Raw genomic sequence first — 22,089 nt, 5'->3', positions numbered from 1 at the left:
AGCACTTCAAAAAATACTTGTCAATGACATTTTATGTCTGTTGTCAATGATGATCAAAAGAAGTGCTGGCATTGATTTTTTTGTAAAACGACATCCATTTGCTGATCCAACTCAGTCATTTTCTTTATCGGCTTCAACTTGATACAATGGCCATCTTTGACGACTGCTCGCGGTTGCGCCAGTGCACGCAACTCTTCATGAGGATCCTCTTCCAGCAAAATAAAATTGGCCCTTTTGCCTATTTCAATCGTGCCTACCTCATGGTCAATACCTAGAATTTCTGCATTGCCTTTTGTTGCACGCTGCAGCATTTCTGCAGCTGAAAGACCTGTTGCACCCGCAGTGATTGCCAATTCTCTCCAAAAATCGTAATGCGTGACAAAGGTCATGGACGCATCGTTACCGACACCACAGAGGATGCCCTGTGCGATAGCCTGTTGGACACCAATCAACATGTTGGCATAGACCATACGGGCATTTTCGACTGTGACATGGCTCATCCCCAAAGTCGTCTCATCTAACATTGCAAATGGTGCAGCTGCCTGAAAGGTTGGTATAAGCACTGAATAACCGCGCAATGCACGAGGATTTTGTTTGAATAAAGATATGATTTCATCGTCCATCGGGGCCCCATGCTCAATTGTATCGACGCCGCCTTTTAACGCAATCCGCATGCCTTCAGTACTTTGCACATGAGCTGCCACCATCACCTGATTCTTATGAGCCTCTTCGCAGATTGCGGCAACTTCTGGTTCAGTTAACTGTAACGCACCTGCTTCACCAATCCGTCTTGCATCCGTCACACCGCCTGTGACACAAATTTTGATCCAATCCACACCTTGACGCATATTTTTACGGACATTTTTTCTTCCTTCCCATGGCGAATCCGTTTCAAGTGCCAAGTAAGGTGCACCATGGCCCCCGGTTGTACTCAAGAAGAAACCAGAAGTCAACAAGTCCGGACCGGTCCCTTTTGTTGCCGAAAAGTCATCTCGCAGGCGCACATCTTGATAGAAAAATTCCCCTACGCTGCGAATCGTTGTCACACCAGCATGTAATTCGATCAACGCATGTTTCTTCATGATGCGGCGAAGCACTGCCAATCCCGCACCTGTTTTTAGCAGACGATAGGCGGCGTTGATCACATTGGTCGAATAGTGGCGCTTACTCGGACGTCCCGATGCAAATAGGTGGGCATGGGCGTTGATCAAGCCAGGCACCATATAGGCTTGCTTCCCGTCGATGATGACATAGCCTGCGTTTTCAGCTGGCGCTTCTCCTGTGATGTCTTCTATTCGGCCCTCATGATCAACAAGTATCGTCCTTATTTCCCATTTGTTTCTTTCCTCATCGAATATTCGACAGTTGATCCATGCCTTTTTGGTCAAAAAATCGCTCCTTTATCTAAAGCCTATGATGGTATTGATAGTAGCAAAAAAGAGAACTAGCGCCAAGGGAACATCCGAGATTCAACTAATTGGTGTGTCCTTCAAAGAAAACTCCTTGACGATTCGCGTATTGATTTCCCGCAGCAGCCGATTCCAATCATTGGCATCTGGTATCGTTTGAAACAGCAGGGCTCGTTGATTTTTCAATAAATCATTCATATATTCACTGTAATTTGTCACAACCAAATCGATTTGATGCCGATCGATATAGGCTTGATCCAACGCAATGGCATTGGGAAAATACACATTTTGAAACCGACCCAAATACTTGATTGCTGTCGCTTGAATATTTTGACAAACAATTGCATTGCCTTCCAAAAGAAACGCAATCCGTTGAAACTGTCCCCAATGTATTTCTTTCAGCGCATCCATATATAAAACCATCAATACCGTACAGTTTTCAGCTGACGTTTTACCGCCAGTGATCGATGCCCCATACCTGTCAAAAAAAGCCAAATATTGAGCAAATTGAGCAGGAAATTTCGCCGCTACCGTTTCATGGACATCACGAATCGTTTGATTGGCTGCCGGGGTTAGTGACTCACGAATAAATAACATCGTGAAAAATGACCGAATAAACATTTGATCCCGTTGTTTATTGGGACTTTGCGTTTCTACTTCTGACAAGAAACGATCAGCCGCGGTCGTAATCGATTCAGTGGGTTGATTCTCAGCAACAAAAAGCGCTTCTCCTGCTTCATCCGTTAATGAACGCCGGCTCATCAATAAAATATACAAAAACAATATTTCAGTTTCAGGCAACACTGTCTCAAATTTTTCTTCTATCAACGGATTGATTTTTTGAAAAGAGCGAAATGAATCTTGGGTAGTCATACGCTGCAAATAGCTACTGGTCAGATTGATTTTACAACCGTTCAAATAACGTTCAAGTGTAATATAGACTGTATACGTAAAATCCCCTAATGAAATATTGGGATAGGTTGAAAAGAAATGTTCTTTCTTCAAATCAAACGCCAATTGCTGCACCGCCAAGGATGGCTGGATCGTATGTGGGGTGATCTCAGATTCATAATAAAAATCATGAAAAAAACAACGAATCGCTGCCTCATCCCCTATCAAATCAACCGGATTAACAGTCAGTGCAATGCCATAGGGTGATAATTCCTTTTGTACATGCTTGAAGTATCGAATCAAACTGCTTTCTGAGATATGCAGTTGTTCAGCCCATTCCCCGAGACTCTTGATTTCATGATAAAAAATCCCTTCCAAAACTTTGAAAAGCGGCTCATCTGCCAGCAGTGTCCGCTTTTGATCAATATAGTCTAAGTGAGATTGTTTTGTCGTCATGTATCCGACAGACGTCGCTTCGATCAACAACTTGTCTGCAAATACTTCTCTGATTGCCGTAATATCAGCAACGATTGTCCGAGTCGTACTTGAAGTAAGCTGTGCCAACTCCTTGGTCGAACGATTGGCAGAGCGCTCAAACGCATTCAAAATTTTTAACCACCGAATCGTTTCTTTGTTCGTCATAAACCTCAATTGAAAGTCTTTCATTTCTGTCACTCTTTTCCTACTTCTTGCTTCAACTTTCCTGCATTTCATCTACTTTAAAAGAGATATCCTCTCTTTATTATACGCGTTTTTGGCTGTTATCCAGTATAAAAGAGCTTTTGTGTGCTTCATCTTGTCTGAACTTTAACATATTTAGATAAAAATAACGCTTTATTTTAAATATTTATAAATCACTCTTGAATGTAAGCGTTAAATTTGTTATTATCATATCAGACAAGGAGGTGCTTACTATATGTATGCGATTAAAATCTTCCATGGTTATCTCACCCCGCAAGGTAAACGGACCCGCGATAAATCTATTGCTTTAACCTATAAGCGCAAAGAAGAAGCTGAACGTTTTGCTGATAAAATTGGCGGGAGAGTGAAAAAAATTGGATAACCAAATAGAGTAAAAAAGGGAGCCAACCAATCGTGTTGACTGCCTTTTTTGTTTTTTATTTTTCTTTATTTTATATCGAAGATAACATATACAAAAAACTCATCATCCGAGCAAGTCTCTGGTAAAACATTACACTTCCTCGCTATACTGAAACAAATACTTCCCCAATCTATTAAAGAAAAGGAGTGAAGGTTCAATGTGTGGCAGATATCTTTTTGATCCCACAACCGGTGAATTGGCAACCTATTATCAAGAAGCCGCAGCCAAAGCCCGAAAAAGACAGCAAGTGATTGCGGTAAATGATGTGTATCCTTCTGATCATGTGGTGACATTAGGTGCCAATCGGCAACAAGCCATCGTAAGTGGTGTAACAAAATGGGGATTCACGGGGTTTAAGAAAGGGCATTTGATGATCAACGCCCGGGCCGAAACTGTCGAAACCAAAAAGACCTTTCAGGCGCATTTCCAGCAGTCCCGCTGCGTGTTTCCTATGTCAGGATTCTATGAATGGAACCATGACAAACAAAAATTTTACTTTTCCCGCGACACTGTCCTATATGTTGCTGGCTTTTATCGCATGTTGCAAGCTGGTGATCAGTTGGAAACTGAATCGATTATTTTAACGACAGAACCAAACGCTTCTGTCGCACCGATCCATGATCGGATGCCAGTATTGATTGATCCTCAAGATGTGCCCGCTTGGATCAACGATCTTTCCTTTGCTCAGCAGATGCTCCAAGCAGATATGCCGTCACTGCATGTGGCTAAAGGCTAAAGCCTTGATAATGATCCACACGGCAGTCAGCTTTTTGGGCTGATTGCTGTTTTTTTTTATACTCAATCACTCTGTCAGCGGATCATACAATGAAGGTTTGACCCGTCATAATGCCAAACACTGATTTTTCATACGCCGCAAATACAGGTGCATCCCCAACTGGAATAAATCCTCTAAAAGAAGAGGCATAGCTCTCCCATGAACCGACAAGTGCATTGGGACTGACCACATTGATGCGTAGACCCCCACCAATTTCATAGGCAGCCGCAGCAACAAAGGCTTCCAACGCGCCATTGACCAATGCAGATGACGTCCCTTGAGGGATAAACTCACGATTGAGAATACCTGATGTCAATGTGATACTGCCCCCTTTATTCAACGCATGCTGGCCAATTAACACCAGATTGACCTGTCCTTGTAATTTTGATTCTATCGACTGTTGAATATCTGCTGGTTCGAGAGCTGAGAAGGGTTTAAAAACTGTGCTGCCAGCTGCCGAAACAATTGCATCAATCGGCCCCACTGCAGCGAACAGTGCTTTGACACTTTCACTATCATCAATCGCAACGTGATAATCGCCAGCCTGACGACTCGCCGTGATCAACTCGATTTCCGGGATTTTACTAAACCCTTCGTATAATATTTTCCCTAACGTACCTGTATGACCTATCAATAAACATCTCATCGCTTTGCCTCTTTTCCTTTTCTACATACTGCCGCTTTCTTTGTCCATCATCTAATCAAAAGACCTGATGCTTACGATTGTATAAGAAGTCTGCTGGATTCTCAAAGATTTTCACTTTTGCCTTTATTGGTCTTTCCCTATTGATGATAGGCAGTCTCGTGATTCGAATCGCTGATCACGAAAACAATTGACATTTGCATTTTTCTGCTCTAAGATACTAGTAATTTCATAAAGATGCAGTGAAAAGAAGAGTACGATCAATTTTTTCTTGATAGAGAATTCGTGGTTGGTGGAAACGAATAAGAAGAATGATCCGAACATGGTCTTTGAGCATTTACGGACGAATAATCCGTAACGGAGAAAGCCCGTTAACGCAATGCAGTTTGTTCAAACGAACTGACCAAGTTTTTTTGTGCAAGCAAAAAATAAACCTAAGGTGGTACCACGAGATGATCGTCCTTTCAAAGCTTTGACTTTGAAAGGACTTTTTTGTCTTCTCTGCCCAAGGTCATTCATATGCGTTTGTTCCACTCACTGCATCACCCCACACAGAAAGCAGGAAAATACATGGTAAAAATCGTTGATTCAGTTACAGCCCTTATTGGAGAAACACCCATCGTCAAACTAAACAAATTGGTTCCAGAAGGTGCCGCAGATGTCTATGTCAAATTAGAATTCTTCAACCCAGCTGGTTCTGTCAAAGATCGGATTGCTTTGGCTATGATCGAAGCAGCTGAACAAAGCGGTCAACTAAAACCTGGCGGCACGATCGTTGAACCAACGTCTGGCAATACAGGTGTCGGCTTGGCTTTTGCCGGCGCTGCCAAAGGATACAAAGTGGTGATTGTCTTGCCAGAATCCTTCTCCATCGAACGACGCAAATTGATCCAAGCATACGGCGCCGAGTTGGTCTTGACCCCCGCCGGTGAAGGCATGAAAGGTGCGATTCAAAAAGCAACCGCATTGGCGGAAAGCAATGGTTGGTTCTTGCCGCTTCAATTCAACAATCAAGCCAATCCAAACGTCCATTACAACACAACCGGACCAGAAATTGCTGAAGCCTTTGGGCAAACCGGCATTGATGCCTTCGTTTCTGGTGTCGGTACTGGTGGTACGATCACTGGCGCAGGTCATTATTTAAAAGAGCACTATCCGGATCTAAAAATCATTGCCGTTGAAGCGGCGGAATCACCGGTTCTATCTGGAGGACAGCACAGTCCTCACAAAATCCAAGGGATCTCGGCAGGTTTCGTACCTGAAGTGTTGGATACCACAGCTTATCAAGACATCATCCAAGTGACTAGTGATGATGCCATCACCACCGCACGGGCCGCTGGCAGCCAAGAAGGCTTACTCGTAGGCATTTCGGCGGGTGCCGCAATCAAAGCCGCGATTGATACTGCCAAAGACCTAGGATCTGGCAAAAAAGTGTTGGCGATCATTCCAGATAACGGTGAACGCTATTTATCCACAGCTTTATATGCGTTTGAGGAAGCGTAAAAAAGAATTTTGAGGGGGATGCAGCAATGAATATCCAACAAATGCGGGTCGTTCAGTCGATTGCGGATCACGGCAGTTTTCGTGAAGCAGCCAAGCGCCTCTTTCTTTCTCAACCCAGCCTTTCTCAAAGCATCAAAGAATTAGAAGCAGAGTTAGGGGTGCAGCTGTTCGAACGAACCAATCAAGGTGCCCGATTGACTGCGGAAGGATCAGAATTTTTGGACCATGCTCAGCATATTCTCAACCAAGTCGAGCTGCTTGAAACACGGTTTTCGAGTAAAGAAGCCCACAATCTGGAATTTTCGATTGCCAGTCAGCATTACGATTTCACAGCAGTGATCGTGCGTGAATTATTGGCGGAATTTCCAGAATGCCGTCAATTCCGATTATTTGAAACAACCACACTGAAAGTCATCAATGATGTCGAGCAGCATCGCAGTGAATTTGGCATTTTGTATCTGAATGATGAAAATCGTGCAGGCATGCTCCGCTTGCTTCAAGGGGCGCATTTGCACTTCGAACAAATCGGGACATTTCGTCCCCATGTCTTTGTTCGCCAAGGTCACCCCCTCACGCAAAAAGCCGCTGTCACGTTGGCGGATTTGGCCGCTTTTTCGCAAGCACGCTTCTTGCAAGAAGACAGCCGCTTTTCCTTTTTTTCAGAAGATCTGGTTGATTATGCTGCCAGCAAACAAGTCGTCCATGTCAGCGATCGCGGCACGATCATCGGCTTGTTGCAGCAAACCGATCTTTATGGGACTGGCTCAGGCATTGTTAAAGAACCAGAAAAGCAAGGCCTCGTTTTCATCCCCCTTTTACACGAACCAGAGGGAGAAATCATCCTCATTAAAAAGAAAAATCGCCAGATATCTCCGATTGGCGACAGTTTCTTGCAGAAATTACGGCATCATATTGCTTCATTTCAATCAAGTGTATAAGCGAAGGCTTCCTTTCCCTACTCCCCATAGATGATCAGGCAACCCTTCGCATTATATTGAAAAACCTTGCGCGTCCGTTGAATTGGCGGACACGCAAGGCTTTTTTATCATCTTTTATAGTTGTTCAGCTTGCATTTTGTACATTTGCTGGTAAATCCCCGTCGTTTGGACCAGACTGCTATGGTTGCCTCGTTCAACGATTTTCCCTTGATCTAGGACCAAAATTTGATTGGCTTCTTTGATCGTTGATAAGCGGTGCGCAATCATAAATGTCGTGCGCCCCTTTTGCAGTACCGTCATCGCTTTTTGGATGATCGACTCAGTTTCAGTATCGACGTGACTGGTGGCTTCGTCCAAAATCAAGATTTTCGGATCAAACACAAGGGCACGAGCAAAACTGATCAATTGTCGTTCACCACTGGAGAAGGCATTGCCTTTTTCTACTACTGGATGATGAATACCTTCTGGATAACGAGCCAACAAATAGTCCGCCCCGACTTGTTTCAGCGCATCAATGATCATCTCCTCGCTGATTGCGGGATCGTTCATACCAATATTGCTGGCAATCGTCCCTGTAAACAAGTAAGGATCTTGCATCACAATTGCCATAGATTGACGCAAGCTATGACGATCGAAATCATCGATGGCTTGACCATCCACATAAATATGTCCTTCTTGCGGATCATAGAAACGAAACAACAAATTCAAGATACTCGATTTCCCGCTGCCCGTATGCCCTACAAGTGCCACCGTTTCACCGGCTTGAGCCTGGAAATTGATATCATGTAAAATCATTTGCTGCGGATCATAGCCGAAAGTGACACCCTCAAAAATCACTGTTCCTTCTTTAATATCCATTTGGGCAGTTTGTTGCGCCTCCACTGGCTGATCCGCAAATTCAAAGACCCGTTGACCAGCGGCTAAGGATTGCTGCACATTGGTGATCGTTTGGACCAGTCCTTCGATTGGGTCGTATAAACGATTGATGTAATCAATAAAGGCATATAGCAATCCAGCTGAAATCGCCAAGCGGTCATTTAGAAAGAATGAAGCCAATGTCGTAATCAAAATCAAAATCGTGGAGTTTCTTAGTAAATTGCCTAAGCCCCAAGCAATACTCGAATCAAGCAACAAGTACTTTCGTCCTGTTTGAAACCATTTATCAACGGTTTCATTGAATTCTTTTTGCAACTGTTTCTCGCGTTGAAAGGCCTGGATGATAGCCATCCCTTGGACAAATTCATTCAATTGACCACTGATTTGTGAAATATATTCCCGCATCGCCAAATTATAACGAGACGCATACTTGGTGTAGATATGCTGCCACACGCCTAAAATCGGAATCAGCACCAGCATAGCTGTGCCTAATGTCGGATTCAGTAAGGTCAATGCGATAAAAGCACCTACGATTTGCATGATATTGCTGAGCAAATTGCTGATCACCACCACATAAAAGTTGGACCGCAACACTTCAGTATCATTGGTGATCCGAGCGACAACTTTTCCAGCTGGGATTTGGTCAAAATAAGAAACGGGCAACTGGTGCATGTGTTGGAACAATTGATCCCGCATCTTCTTGACGATGCTATTGGACATTTTTCTCAATTGCAGCAAACTAACATATCTGAACAATGAACCGATCAAGTTGACCAGCAAATAGCCGCCAAGCAATTGGATCAAGCGCATGGTTTTCAAAGTTGCTGTTTCAGAAGCGGGTGTCATCACTTGATCAATCAATTGTTTGGCGATCAGCGGTGAGGTTAATTCCAATGCAGCCGCCAGCAATAATAAGCTGGCACCTAGCATAAATCGTTTTTTGTAAAAGCGTAAATAAGACAGCAGACGCTTAATCGTTGAGAACATCTGTATCGTCCTCCTTTAACTGTTGATGATAATACTGGTCTTGGTACCAGCCTGGTGTCTTGATCAATGACTGGTGGGTACCTCTTTGGCGAATCTCACCGTCATCCAAGACAATGATTTGATCAGCATCTGTGATGGCCGATAGCCGATGTGTCACAATGATCGATGTTGGCGCATGTTGCATCTGTTTCAAGTTGGTGATGATTGCTTGTTCGGTTTTGGCATCCACTGCGGACAACGCGTCGTCTAACAGTAGAACTTCACTTTGCCGCAGAAAGGCCCGTGCCAATGACAATCGCTGCTTCTGACCGCCGGATAACGACACGCCTTTTTCACCGACGACCGTTTCCAATCCTTCCGGCATGCGCTTGATATCTTCTGAGAAACAAGCAGCATCTAACGCTGACCAAATGGCTGCATCACTGGCATCAGGTTGACCAAACAAGAGATTTTCTTTGATCGTCCTTGAGAACAAAGTATGTTCTTGCGGCACTTCCGCAAATTGACTGCGCAAAGCCTCCGTATGAAAGTGAGTCAACGCTTGTCCATTGATGTACGGCATCTGATTCGAATAAGGATACCGATGACCAAATTGACGGAGTAATGAGGTTTTGCCGCTTCCTGTTTTACCGACGATCCCCAATACTTCTCCTTTTTGAATCGTTAAATCAAGACCTGCCAAGACTTCCCGTTTTGTGTCAGGATATTTGAAATGATAATCTGACAGCTTGATTGTCTCAACACTAGCCAAATCAGCTGTTCCGGCGGGTTCCAACAGATCCTCTGTTTGCAAGACTTCATTGATTCGGCGCCATGAAGCTGCCCCTTGCTGCATCACATTGACTAGATCGCCGGCCGAGATCATAGGCCAAACCACCATGGTCAAATAGACTTGGAAAGAAACCATCGCCCCAATCGTGATTTGCTGATTGGCAACCAGCTGGGCACCGATACCAAAGCTCAAAACGAAACTAATCGCCAGAATAATCGTGATCAATGGACCAAAGCGGGAATCGATTTCTGAAACAATATTATTTTTCTCGCGTGTTTCCGCTGTTTTTGCTTCGAACTTTTTGGTGGTTTCCGCCTCTAAGCCATACGCCCGCACTACGCGAATCCCGTCGATGATCTCCAAAACTTCACTGTTCATTTCCGACACAGAGTTTTGTGCTTCGGTAAAAGATTTATCGACCTGTGATCCCCATTTGAAAATGTAATACGCCAAAATCGGCATTGGAATCAAGGCAATCAGTGTCAACTGCCAAGAAACAGTCACCGCCATCATAGCCACGATAAAACTCAAATACAAACTCGTATTCAAAAAAACCATTAAGCCATAACCTACAGTCATCCCCATCACTTGCACATCATCACTGGAGCGGGTCATCAAATCACCCGTACGAAACCGTTGATAAAACGGTGCCCCCATTTTCAGAAAATGACCCATCAATTGTTGGCGCAATTGCCGCTGCAGATCATAAGAACCAATAAATAAGTTAAAGGTCCAGACAAATTCTGCTACATAACCTAGCAAAATCGCCCCCGCAAACAAACTGCTGTAACGAATCAAATCTGTCTGTGAGAAATCGTCTTGCAAAAGCGCATCGATAAATAATCTCAAAATATAAATTGGCGCCACATACATGGCACTAGCAATGATCATGAATCCAAAGACCACCGCATAGCGGCCTTTATGTTCTTTAAAATACGTCGTTAATTGTTTTAATACATACTTCATTTTTATCCCTCTCAATCTAAAAAAGTACACAAAAAAGCTCTGTCCCTTCGGAAAAGGGACAGAGCGAAAACGTCAAAAAGACATTATCTGTACACTAATGGTTACCGAGTAAGGGATTTACTTTATTCAATTTGGCGATTTGTTGTTTTGTTGAATTTTGCATCGTAATCCCTCCTTCGTTTTTATTTAATAATTACACTTTACAGATAAGTTTCTCAGATTGCAACCATTTTCATTAATTTTTTTTAAAAAAGATTGACTTTTTAAAAATCTATTTGTCGATATTGTATTTTTTAACGTATGTTTTTTATGAAAATCAATATCCTGATAAAGCCTTTTAAATGACCCTTTCCAAGCAAAAAAACCACCATGATCCTTTCTTCAAAAACAGAGTCGAAGGGATCAGGTGATTTTTTTGAGAAAATTATTCAGTCACAGAAGCCAATCGATAAGATACCGTTCTGCCAAAAGGAAACACTTGCACATTTTGCAGACGATCTGATTTCAAATAAGCAACTGCTCCTTGATAAAGTGGCAAAACAGCTGTATCTTCAGCGACCAATTGTTTTTCCAACTCTTTCAATTTGGTCCAACGTGCGGCAGGATCATTTGCGAGTGTGGTACGGGCATCTTCCAGACCTTGGTCATAACTTTCGTTGGCATAGCCTGATGTATTCAATCCACCCGTTGAGTCATAGAATTCCAAGAAGTTGATTGGGTCTGCATAATCTGGTGTCCATGTACCAAATACCAAGTCAAATTCACCCTTTGATTGCAGATCAAGACGATTTTGCAATGGTACTGATTTGGCATCGATCGTCAATCCTGGCAAATTGGTTTCTAATTGGCCTTGAACAAATTCAATTGTTTTCTTCGCTGCTGCTGTATCGGCGGAAAGTAATTCCAACGTGATGTTATCTTGCCCCAATTCAGTTTTGGCTTCTTCCCATAATGCTTGGGCTGCATCCAGATCAAATGGCAATAGATCGCCATTTTCTTCACGGAAATCTTCTCCAGTATCAGGATCTTTGGCAAAGTTGCTTGGTACAAATCCATTTAATGCCGTCGAACCATCACCAAGAATGTTCTCCGCGAATGCCTCTTTATCGATGGCTTGTAAAATGGCTTGCCGTACTTTGACATTTCCCGTCACACTTCTCTTTTGATTGGCACTCAAGTAGCCAACCAAAGCTTTCGGTACATAATTGGCATTGTCAGAGTCTTGATACTGTTGGGCGTAAGTATCTGTCAATGTGGTGTAATCCAATTCTCCTGTTTCAAATAGGCTGACACCAGTCGCCGTTTCTTTGACGACTTGTACGTCGATCTCAGTCAATTGAACATTGTCTGCATCCCAATAATCCGGATTTTTGGTCAATGTCCAAGATTCATTGGTGCCTTCCCATCCAGAAATCAAGAATGGTCCGTTGCCTACAAAGTTGTCTGCAGACAAGCCGTAGTCTTTGCCTTTTTCTTCAGCAAAGGCCTGATTTTTCGGCATAAATGGCGTACCGACCAATATTTGATTCAAATAAGTGATTGGACTTTCTAAAGTCAATTCCAACGTTTGATCATCGATGGCTTTCACACCTAAATCAGTTGCATCTGCCTCGCCTTGTCTGACTTTGCTGCCATTTTTCAAGACATCCATTTGGTTGCTGCTGCTAGATCCATTGGCAGGGTCAGCAACATATTGAAATGCATAGACAAAATCACCAGCCTTGACGGCATCTCCATTGCTCCATTTGGCATCCCTTAATGTAAAGGTGTAAACCAAGCCATCTTCGGAAACCTCTGGGTCTGATGCAGCGATCGCCAGCTCCGGATCACCATTTGCATCCAGTCGATAGAGTCCTTCTGTCACTTGGCCGATCATGTCCGAACTATTGACATCGGTATACTGCCCGCTATCTAACGTGGATAACTCTCCAGCAGTTGACACTTGGATCACTTGATCAGCATTTGCTGCTGAACCACTCGTTGCCGTACTTGTCTCATTGCTGCCACCACACGCACTCAATACCAACAATGCGAACGCAGCAATCCCAAACATTCTTTTTTTCATTTTTATCCCCCTTAGATTTTATAAATCGTTGACCACATAACGAAAAGCTGCCATTTCTTGAGACAGTGCATCATAGGCAAAATCAGGATGCCATTGCACCCCCATTATCCGCCGTTCTGCTGCTTCAAGTCCCTCAATGATACCATCAGGGCTCCAAGCCGTCTTACACAGTCCCTGAGCCAGTTTGTCCACTGCTTGATGATGAAAGGAATTGACATGGGTCTTGCGCCCATAAATCGCGGATAGTCGGCTCTCATCCAATGTTTCTATAACATGTGTCGGCACTTCTTTAGGTATAGGTGCTTGCATGTGAACAATATCGCTGTGGTTGCTAATATCTTGTAACAGCGTCCCGCCTAGAGCCACGTTGATCAATTGCATTCCTCGGCAAACCGCAAAAATAGGTTTCTTCTGCAACAGTGCCTCATCGATCAAGGCCAATTCAAACTCATCTCGCTGCAAATAACTGGATAGATTGATCGTCTTTTCTTGACCATAAAACTTAGGTGAGACATCTTGACCACCCGCTAAGACCAATTTATCGATTTGTGCGATATACTCCTTGGCTGTTGCACTATCGCCGATGGGCAAAATCAATGGCAACCCACCAGCTTGTTGAACCGCCCGGACATAGCCTAGCGGCGTATAACTGATTGGTAAATGGTGTAATGTTTCTCCTGCATCTGCTACTTCATTGGCAGCAATGCCAATCGTAGGTCGTTTCATAACTGCCACATCCTTTTTTATCCATCCTATAGCCAGATATGTATTGCATCTAGTTTATCTTATTTGAGTACTTTTGTGAAATAAGTTTTTCACTTTCGCGATAATTAATTACAATCGCCACCAAATGATATCCGAATGTACATTAGCAGCATCACTAAAAAAATGTGTACACAACCCGTAAAATCAGATATAATTCCTTTTAAACAAAACAATATGAAGAATATTGACAAAAAAGAGGTAAATAATGAGAATTCATAAAACAATCATGTATACGCCAGTTCTGTTCGTTGGTCTAAGTTGCTGGGTATTGCGTCCTATGCCCGTACATGCAGACGGCCAGGTCGAAGGAGTCATACAGTCTTGGGTCCCCCGGGAACTCAGTGCTATTCAAAAACAACTGCCAACCGATTTTTATACCATTCATTGGGGTGATACGTTAGATTTGATTTGTACAGCAGCGAAAATCCCGATGGATATCGTAATCCACTGGAATCAAATCGTCAACCAAGATCTGATTTTAGCCGGCGAAATACTCGTTTTAACAGACCCCGCGACTATTGATCCAGATAATCGAGAAAGATATGCCTCCTCAAATGGCCCGGCAGAATCGACGACGCTCGCTCCCAAATCAAGCGCGATCAATCGTTTCGAAAAACGGCAATAACCGCATAAACGAAAAAACGTTAAAATCTGACGCATTGGGGCGCACAGACAGTAACGTTTTTTTCTAGACGAATCGATTGTCTTTCAAAAATTCCAACACTTGATTTCTGAAAGGGTCGTGTTCTTGATTTTGTTTTTTGTTCACAGCCTCTTGCTGGCTCCGGTTTTCTGATAGATTCATTATGACTGGTTCAGGTCGTTCCAACAGCTGAAAACTGTCTGCAATCACTTCTGCGCCACAAAATCGCTGACCATCTTCTGTCTGATGCGGACAACTATGTAAATGCCCTGTGACTTTGATCGTTGCATCGATTTGGGTATATTGCTTGAACGTTTCTGCTGGTTTGCCATAGATCACACATTCAAATGATTCTGCTTCAGCTGCCGATTGCCAATTGCTTTTGACCATTAATATGAAACGAATCCCTGTTGCGTCTTGATTGGTCACTGATGTCATTTCAGCGATTTTCCCGACCAAGATCACTTGGTTTGCTGCCACGTTAAATCCCTCGCTCTTGTTTGATAAATTGCTTATTTGCGTATTAGCTCTAGTCTATCATATTCTTCATTTGTTGCAATCGCCAAGAATCATTTCTGCGGCTTGGCACAATGAGTTACATGAAACTTAAGAAATTATCCCGCTTCTGACGTTTCCTCCGCTTCTTCTTTCTCAAATGTCCAAGTCAATCCTTGATCCTCTGAGATAAAAATACCTTTGACGTTGCCGCCTTTATAATCCCCCAATGAACCTTGGTTGACTTTTACCTTTAACGCGCCATCTTCTTCGTATGGCGCTTCAGCGACAACAAAGACTTTTTTCAAATCATCTGGCATAGTAAAAGATGATTGCAACCACGTATTGCCGCCATCTGTTGTCACATAAAGATTTGGCTCAGAAGGTGTCACACCGCCTAAACTCATGAAGCCTAACGTTTCATTTAGATAGCAGGCATCTGTCAACAAGCTGCTGACCCCTTCGACGACTTGATGTTCAGTCCATGTTTTGCCCCCGTCTGTCGTGATATAAGAAAGATAGCCTTCCAGACTCATCACTCTGCCTCCAGACAAAAAGATATAACCAAATCCATCGTCCCCGAATGCCACTTTGCGGTAACGGATCGCTGCCGCGTCTTTTTCCAAAACAACATCATGCCAGCTGCTTCCTTGGTCATCGGTATACGTATAATAGACCGTTTCTCTCGCACTGTCATCAGTGGCATAAGCGGTTCGGATAAAGCCGGTTTGATCAGGTGTCAACACATAACTTTGGTCAATCAACGACTGTTTGTCGCCACTATACTCCCCACCAAAAAAATCTGACAATGCATACGGAAGAATCACTTGATTTTTCCAGCCATCATAGGTCAATTTGAGTTGATCTTTGCCAACTTCTGTTTTGTAGTCAATTGTTTGATTGCTGTTCTCATCAACTGTTATTTGATTGTTATCTTCTGTGATGAGACTTGCATCTCCTGTCGCGACTTTTGTGATTGCCGTATCGCCCTGACTGGTTGTATCGATTGTTACTTGCCAACAAATGTCTCGGACAGAACCATCATCAGCGACCTTCCCCCAGTATGCAACCATTTGATCCCGATTGATCGTTTCAGGCCACACAGTAAATGTAACGGTCAAGACCCCCTCTTCATAGGCTGCCCCCGTGACACTATATGATTCGATTCGTACATCATCTGTCACTTTTTCAGATGAGAAATAACGCATCAAGTCATAAAACAAATTGGCCCCTTCCATACTAGGCTCATAAGAATACTCACTTTCAAAGGGTAAAAATTGGTTGAAATAATCCACATTTTGTTCTTTGATCGTCGTTTGACTTGTTTGACTGGTCGCAGTCGCTTCCGTATGATCTCCGACAAATCGACCGAGGGAAAAGCCAAGTACGAACCATACCACTAAACCGATCACCACCAATGTCAAAGCGATGGCCAATGCGATGCGGATCACCACTGTTTTTCTTTCTTTCATGAAACATCCACCTTCTGTTTTCAATAAAAATAGTATAAAACAGCGTGACCTTTCTCATAATACTTCTCTTGATAGATTAAGAAAACTAAACAAATCATGCAAAAAAGGGCAGCATCGGCTGCCCTTTTTCTCACTTTTTTATTCGGCTGTTTTCGTCACATGCTTTGTGCCATTGAAGATGTCGTGATCCAATTCTTTTTCATCGTGGGCAATAATCAGCGCGACGGTCACATCAGGATCCACATTCAACAACGTACGAAACATCCCAGAAAACCAATCAATACCTGCCAACAAGGCAATACTTTCAGTGGGCAGTCCTAACATTGGCATCACAGTCGCCAGTGTGACTAACCCGCCGCCAGGAACAACAATCGTCCCCATACACGCCAGCGTAGACAAGAGGACGATCTGAACCAGGTCTCCTGTCCCCAACTCAATCGAATAATATTGGGCAAATGTCATGACAGAGAGGGATAAGAACATTGCTAACCCATTGCTGTTCAAACTCATTCCGAGAGGCAAAACCAATTTGGCGATTCGGTCGCTGATGCCTAATTTTTCCCGACTGTCTTCAATCAAAATCGGCAATGACACGGCAGAGGAGGTGGTGGTAAAGGATACGACGGACATCCGCCACATATTTTTCATCAAACGCCATAAATTGACTTTGCAATAGCAGGCAGTAACCACGAGCCATGCTGCCAGAAATAACAGTGAGGCACTGCCTAATGTCAGCAAGAAACGAATCAATGTCCCAAGAACTTGAACACCGGACTCTCCTACGACCGAAGCAATCAGGCAGAATATACCAATTGGTGCGGCTTTCATGATCAGAGTGACCATTTTCAGAATGACATTGTTGAAAGCAATGATCCACTCGAGAATAACGTGGTTGTTCTTCTCATCCTTGATCAAACTAAGTGCGAGACCAAACAGCAGTGAAAAAACAATGACTTGAATCATGTTTCCCTGTGACATCGCTTCTATAATGTTGCTGGGAATAAAATTCAGCAAGACATCTTCTAACCTTGTACTGCCAATCGAAATGGCTTCTGTGGCTGCGGATGTATGTTCAATGCCCGCACCTGGCTGAAAGAGAAATCCAAATACAATCCCCACAACAGCTGCTAGAATAGTCGAACCAACAAACCAAAGAAAGACTTTGATCCCAATCTTGCCTAATTCTTTCGCCTCTAATCCACCCACGGCTTCAATAACAGCCCCCATGATCAAGACGACCACTGACATTTGTATAAGACGCAAGAACAATTCACCGATGATTTTCAGATCGCTGACTGCACCTTGAAATACAAAACCGCAGAGAATACCTAGAATAGTGGCGATCATGATCTGGTTAGTCAGACTGAGTTTGATGGCAGTTTTCATTTGCAGCGCCTCACTTTTTTAGTTGACTTTTTTCTTTGCATTGACTGTTAAGAATAAGATTGATCCGATGGCCAATAAAATAATTGCGATATAAAAGCCCATGACCTTCGATCCCGTGGCATCAGAAATCGAGCCTGTCAATGTCGGCGCAATGACTGAAGACATCATACCGAAAAAGTTGAAGACCCCCAAAGTTGTACCTACACCAACACTTGGTGCATTTTCACCCAACCAAGAAATAATGATTGGTTCAACTGCCAATTTTCCTAAGAAGCCATACATGATCAACGCAATCATTAAGAACGTTGCATTCGATGCTTGCACAGTGACCAAGAGCATCAACGCGGCCAAGAGTTCCAACACAACGATAAACGTTACTTTTTTATGCATATATTTATCTGCCAGTCGGCTAAACAGCAATGCACCAGGAATCGAAGCGAAGGCCACCAATGATGAAGAAAACCCAATCGCTACACCTTGAAACCCGCGCTCTGTGCCTAAGAAGTTCGGCAGCCATGTCACGGTCATGTAATACGCATAGCACGTCGCAAAATACAACACATAGGTAAAGAGCATTTTTAATGAGAACAACGTTGATAAAGACACATTCTCTTTCGGCTTTTCCCCGATTTCTTCTTCTGCACGTGCTTCATTTACTTGAAACGCAACATCATCTTTATTGCTGCGGATCACTAGGGCAAAAGCAACGGTCATACAGATGATCAAGAATGTCGAAAGATACATCATCGTTTGCCATGGCAAGTTCATTTGAATGACTAAAAAACTAGACAAAATCATCCCAAATCCTGACCCTACCGCAGAACCGCTGTTAACGATCGCCGTTGAAAAACTTTTCTTGTCCTTCGGAATATTTTGCGACGTTAAGGAATAGGCTGAGCCATAGAAAGAACCGCACCCTATCCCTGCTAGAAAACTACCGGTATAAATCATGGTGATCGACGCTGCTTGCGAAATCAAGAAAGCAGCAATCGCAAAGACGATAAATCCTGGGATCAAGACTTTTTTCTTCCCAATTTTATCCACCAAAAATCCTGCCGGAATCTGCATGATCACATATCCTAGGAAATAGAAGCTGGCAATCGACCCTAATGCTGTGTCCGAGATATTGCCCCCAAGAGAATCATTGATTTGCGGATAGATTGGGGATAATGCCGAACGATAGATCCAAATCGTGACCCACCCTGAACATAAAAGAATAATGATTTGTTTCCAATAAGCAAAACCACCGCGTTCTTTATTGATTTCCATTTTTTTCCCTCCAACATATACGCCTATAAGTTTGTGCACCAAACATTTAGTAAGCGCTTCAATATACTGTTATTTTACATTTTAGACGAAAATAATTCATTGTCATTTTTCACAAAGGACAAATTATCCTTGTGCATAAGTGCCAAACTATATGTTATTTTGATAAAAGCGCAATGCCGCCGGTACAGCTTGCCCTGATTGAATCGGTGCTTGATGATACAACAAGGCACCTTCTAGCGCTGCTAAAACATGCAGTATATTTTCTTTGCGGCTGCTATACCCCATATTGCCGATCCGCCATATTTTGCCTTTTAAATCACCGAACGAACTTGCAATCTCCACGCCAAAATCGTCAAGCAGCATGTTCCGAACCGCTTCTCCATCAATACCTTCTGGGATAAAGACTGGTGTGACAGTGGGCATCTTCGTATCCGCTGCACCATACAAGTTCAAGCCCATGGCTTTGAGCCCTGCAATCAATGCCCCTTCGTTCCTAGCGTGGCGGTGATAGACCTCAGACAAGCCCTCTTGCAATAAAACTCTCAACCCTTCATGCAAGGCATAGATCATACTCGTTGCTTCTGTATGATGATTGATGCGTTCTTGGTTCCAATAGCGCTGCAACTGACTGAGATCCAAATAGTTGCTGGCAATGTGCCGCTCATTGCGGTCTGTTTTGCTTAAGCCTAGCTCTTTTTGGTAACGAGCGTCCAACACGTCTTCCACTCGATCATTATACGTCACCAAAGCGAGGCCTGATGGCACACTCAAACATTTTTGGGTCCCAGCGATGGCAATATCGACACACCACTCATCCACTGCTAAAGGCACACCGCCATACGTCGCCACCATATCGACCACAAAAAATATGTTGTTGGCGCGACAGTATTGACCGATTTCAGCCAATGGCTGCATTTGCCCGTTCGCCGTTTCTCCATGGACCATCGCTACGATTTTGGGATTGAATGCGTCAATTTCCGCAATCACGGCATCTGGCGCAAAAGGCGCTGTCCACTCTTTTTCAAGATAGCGGACTTCCGCTCGTGCCCGTTCGCAAATTTCCCCCAATAAATACGCAAAGCGCCCATAGGCTGGGATCAGAACCTTATCGCCTGGTTCAATCAATGCAATCAAAGCCGCTTCTAATCCTGATCTGGAGGTACCATCAATGGCAAATGCTTCTTTGTTGGTTGTGCCAAAAGGTTGCTTGATCATTTCTTTGACTTCATCCATGATCGTTAAAAACGCTGGATCAAATTGACCCAATATGCGCCGCGTCATTGCTTGCAACACGGCTGGATGTGCTTCTACGGGACCAGGAGTCATGATGGTTCTTTGGGGTATTGCTAATTCATTAAACATCGTTTCGCCTCATTTCAATTTAAATTTTGTGTCTAGCCGCAACTTGTCAACGCTTCCACGGATGTTGTACAATTGGGCTAACAATAAGCTATTTTTTGTTCAATCTGTTCAATATACTAAAGGGAGATTTTTAATGAAAACACTCACTGATGTACTTGCTGTCCCACGCTTCTCCGATTTAACACTATTAACACCTGCCAATACAGCGCAACGGGTCGTTGATAGTATTGAAATCACCGAAACACCAGATATTGCCCATTATATTCCTGAAGATACGTTTATTTTGACTACCGCCATGGTCTATCAACACAAACAGCAAGACCTTTGTGGATTGATCGATACGCTGATAGCCAAAAATGCGGCCGGACTTGGGATCAAAATCGGCCGATTTCTGAACGACATCGATCCGGAAGTCATCGCCTATGCTGCCGCACGGAAATTTCCATTGATCGAGGTACCTGCGACAATGCCATTGGGTCGCTTGATGCATCAATTGCTGAACTTGATTTGGCATACCAAAACAGAACAATTAAGTTATGCCCTCGATATCCAAAAACGATTTTCCGCTTCACTCATGAAAGATGTGAGTATTGCTCGTTTTATTGCAGATTTTGGGCAAATGGTCAATACACCGATCATTCTATTGAATCCATTCAAAAAAGTCATCGCCCATTCAAAGCATTTCACTCGTATGTCGAAACCAGCAGAATACTATGTCCATCAACTGACGCAGACCAAAGGTGTCTTCAGCGGTGAAAAAAGCGGCGTGATCCCCATCACCGATCTGCAGGAAAAAACGTCTCAGATTTCTTATTATGCGATCGAAACATCGACATACTTTCCTTATTATTTGGTGATATTGAATCCCGAAGCCATTCCTTATCCAGTATCAGAATTTGCCCTTGAACAAGCTGCATTGGTCTTGTCTTTCATGTTGTATAAAAACCAAAAAATCCAAGAATCGCTAGAAGACATCAAAAGTGATTTTTGGACCAGAATGATCGAATACCAGCAATCCACCAAGCAGCAGCCCAAAGAATGGTTAGAACTTGGTAAAGGGCACGGACTTGTCAAAGCGCGCCATTATCGAGTGATTTACGGGGTGTGTCAACCTAGGCGGCATACCCAAGAAAAACTCAAATACCAACAAGAGGAAAGTGCCTTGGCTTACACTTGGTTTAGCGCACAACTTCCCCACCGAATCAAAGATGTTTGCCTTTTCCACATCAAGGATACCAACCATTTTGCGATTTTGACGCAACATAAATGTGATGGACTGGCAGACTACTTGATTGAAACAGCCAATGCTTTAGCTGAATGCTTGCCTTTTGATATGACCTTTGGTGTTGGCAGCGTTTATGAAAGTATTGACGACATCGCCAGCTCCTTCATTGAAGCAAAATCAGCCTACGAAGAACGCAAAGGACAGCTGCATACTTCTCCAGTCTCCTTTTATCATCAAAAAGGGATGCGCAGTTTATTCGAAAAAATGAGTCCAGAAGATATTCACTATTTTTGTCGTACGATTCTCAATGAATTGGCCTTCCCAACTGAAGACAATTTGATTGAATTAAGAAAAACATTGGCTTGCTATCTCGATTTTCAATGTGAGATCACTCGCACAGCCAAAGCACTCTTTGTCCACCGCAATACGATCAAATACCGGATCGAACAGTGCCAAAAATTATTAGGCAAGAATGTTCATGATCCGGCAGTCAGTCTTGATTTACGTTTGGCATTGACGTTATCCGAAGAAGGTTACGCCTGAGT

General features: G+C 43.3%; 18 protein-coding genes and 1 other annotated feature. Of the genes, 6 read left to right on the top strand and 12 right to left on the bottom strand.

Annotated elements, in window-relative coordinates:
• Nucleotides 1-53: 53 nt before the first annotated feature.
• The gene (locus A5886_RS03795) at nucleotides 54-1,388 is read right to left on the bottom strand and encodes a metal-dependent hydrolase family protein (protein WP_179189963.1); all 1,335 of its coding nucleotides are present in this window, start codon (nucleotides 1,386-1,388) and stop codon (nucleotides 54-56) included.
• An 81-nt stretch (nucleotides 1,389-1,469) separates the two neighbouring features.
• Nucleotides 1,470-2,966, bottom strand: coding sequence for an AcpB/EbpR/MafR family transcriptional regulator (locus A5886_RS03790; RefSeq protein WP_086273708.1), 1,497 nt, complete (start codon nucleotides 2,964-2,966; stop codon nucleotides 1,470-1,472).
• A gap of 250 nt (nucleotides 2,967-3,216) precedes the next feature.
• Between A5886_RS03790 and A5886_RS15745 the strand changes: the two genes are divergently transcribed.
• Both A5886_RS15745 and A5886_RS03780 read left to right on the top strand, forming a co-directional pair.
• A complete protein-coding gene (locus A5886_RS15745; RefSeq protein ID WP_086273707.1) occupies nucleotides 3,217-3,363 on the top strand; it encodes a hypothetical protein in 147 nt (48 codons plus the stop codon).
• A gap of 196 nt (nucleotides 3,364-3,559) precedes the next feature.
• Nucleotides 3,560-4,138, top strand: coding sequence for an SOS response-associated peptidase (locus tag A5886_RS03780; RefSeq protein WP_086273706.1), 579 nt, complete (start codon nucleotides 3,560-3,562; stop codon nucleotides 4,136-4,138).
• Between the two features lie 82 nt (nucleotides 4,139-4,220).
• Here A5886_RS03780 and A5886_RS03775 read toward each other — a convergent pair whose 3' ends face one another.
• Nucleotides 4,221-4,823 carry a short chain dehydrogenase gene (locus A5886_RS03775; RefSeq protein ID WP_086273705.1) on the bottom strand — a complete coding sequence of 201 codons (603 nt, stop codon included), beginning with the start codon at nucleotides 4,821-4,823 and terminating at the stop codon, nucleotides 4,221-4,223.
• 230 nt (nucleotides 4,824-5,053) lie between these two features.
• Nucleotides 5,054-5,287: a binding site (T-box leader), on the top strand.
• A gap of 103 nt (nucleotides 5,288-5,390) precedes the next feature.
• Here A5886_RS03775 and cysK point away from each other — a divergent pair.
• Both cysK and A5886_RS03765 read left to right on the top strand, forming a co-directional pair.
• Entirely contained in the window at nucleotides 5,391-6,323 is a 933-nt protein-coding gene (gene cysK, locus A5886_RS03770; protein ID WP_086273704.1) for a cysteine synthase A, read from the top strand.
• 26 nt (nucleotides 6,324-6,349) lie between these two features.
• The gene (locus A5886_RS03765) at nucleotides 6,350-7,261 is read left to right on the top strand and encodes a LysR family transcriptional regulator (protein WP_086273703.1); all 912 of its coding nucleotides are present in this window, start codon (nucleotides 6,350-6,352) and stop codon (nucleotides 7,259-7,261) included.
• Nucleotides 7,262-7,375: 114 nt separating this feature from the next.
• On the opposite strand, the gene A5886_RS03760 is transcribed toward A5886_RS03765, so the two are convergent.
• From A5886_RS03760 to A5886_RS03745, 4 genes are all read right to left on the bottom strand, one after another.
• A complete protein-coding gene (locus A5886_RS03760; protein WP_086273702.1) occupies nucleotides 7,376-9,124 on the bottom strand; it encodes an ABC transporter ATP-binding protein in 1,749 nt (582 codons plus the stop codon).
• On the bottom strand, nucleotides 9,108-10,862 hold the full coding sequence (locus tag A5886_RS03755; protein WP_086273701.1) for an ABC transporter ATP-binding protein: 1,755 nt from the start codon (nucleotides 10,860-10,862) through the stop codon (nucleotides 9,108-9,110). The genes A5886_RS03760 and A5886_RS03755 overlap by 17 nt, the downstream gene beginning before the upstream one ends.
• A 424-nt stretch (nucleotides 10,863-11,286) precedes the next feature.
• Nucleotides 11,287-12,927 carry a peptide ABC transporter substrate-binding protein gene (locus tag A5886_RS03750; protein ID WP_086273700.1) on the bottom strand — a complete coding sequence of 547 codons (1,641 nt, stop codon included), beginning with the start codon at nucleotides 12,925-12,927 and terminating at the stop codon, nucleotides 11,287-11,289.
• Nucleotides 12,928-12,945: 18 nt separating this feature from the next.
• Nucleotides 12,946-13,653: a gamma-glutamyl-gamma-aminobutyrate hydrolase family protein gene (locus tag A5886_RS03745; protein ID WP_086273699.1), complete on the bottom strand. Its 708-nt coding sequence runs from the start codon at nucleotides 13,651-13,653 to the stop codon at nucleotides 12,946-12,948.
• A 244-nt stretch (nucleotides 13,654-13,897) separates the two neighbouring features.
• On the opposite strand from A5886_RS03745, the gene A5886_RS03740 reads away from it, so the two are divergent.
• The gene (locus tag A5886_RS03740; protein ID WP_086273698.1) at nucleotides 13,898-14,317 is read left to right on the top strand and encodes a LysM peptidoglycan-binding domain-containing protein; all 420 of its coding nucleotides are present in this window, start codon (nucleotides 13,898-13,900) and stop codon (nucleotides 14,315-14,317) included.
• A 63-nt stretch (nucleotides 14,318-14,380) separates the two neighbouring features.
• Here the strand turns inward: A5886_RS03740 and A5886_RS03735 are convergent, their stop codons facing one another.
• From A5886_RS03735 to A5886_RS03715, 5 genes are all read right to left on the bottom strand, one after another.
• Nucleotides 14,381-14,815 (bottom strand): single-stranded DNA-binding protein, encoded by a 435-nt coding sequence (locus A5886_RS03735; protein ID WP_179189962.1) that lies wholly within the window; start codon nucleotides 14,813-14,815, stop codon nucleotides 14,381-14,383.
• Between the two features lie 134 nt (nucleotides 14,816-14,949).
• Complete coding sequence (locus A5886_RS03730) at nucleotides 14,950-16,302, bottom strand: WD40/YVTN/BNR-like repeat-containing protein (protein ID WP_086273697.1); 1,353 nt, start codon at nucleotides 16,300-16,302, stop codon at nucleotides 14,950-14,952.
• A 138-nt stretch (nucleotides 16,303-16,440) separates the two neighbouring features.
• Nucleotides 16,441-17,688, bottom strand: a complete 1,248-nt coding sequence (locus tag A5886_RS03725) for a dicarboxylate/amino acid:cation symporter (RefSeq protein WP_086273696.1) — start codon at nucleotides 17,686-17,688, stop codon at nucleotides 16,441-16,443.
• 18 nt (nucleotides 17,689-17,706) lie between these two features.
• Complete coding sequence (locus A5886_RS03720) at nucleotides 17,707-18,957, bottom strand: MFS transporter (protein ID WP_086273695.1); 1,251 nt, start codon at nucleotides 18,955-18,957, stop codon at nucleotides 17,707-17,709.
• Nucleotides 18,958-19,104: 147 nt separating this feature from the next.
• Entirely contained in the window at nucleotides 19,105-20,319 is a 1,215-nt protein-coding gene (locus A5886_RS03715; protein WP_086273694.1) for a pyridoxal-phosphate-dependent aminotransferase family protein, read from the bottom strand.
• Nucleotides 20,320-20,452: 133 nt separating this feature from the next.
• On the opposite strand from A5886_RS03715, the gene A5886_RS03710 reads away from it, so the two are divergent.
• Nucleotides 20,453-22,087: a PucR family transcriptional regulator gene (locus tag A5886_RS03710; RefSeq protein WP_086273693.1), complete on the top strand. Its 1,635-nt coding sequence runs from the start codon at nucleotides 20,453-20,455 to the stop codon at nucleotides 22,085-22,087.
• Nucleotides 22,088-22,089 lie beyond the last annotated feature (2 nt).

Origin of the sequence: Candidatus Enterococcus testudinis (genome assembly GCF_002140915.1) — a bacterium.
GTDB classification, from domain to species: domain Bacteria; phylum Bacillota; class Bacilli; order Lactobacillales; family Enterococcaceae; genus Enterococcus_D; species Enterococcus_D testudinis.
The sequence above is the reverse complement of the archived record's forward strand: the minus strand, read 5'-3'. Positions and strand labels throughout refer to the sequence as shown.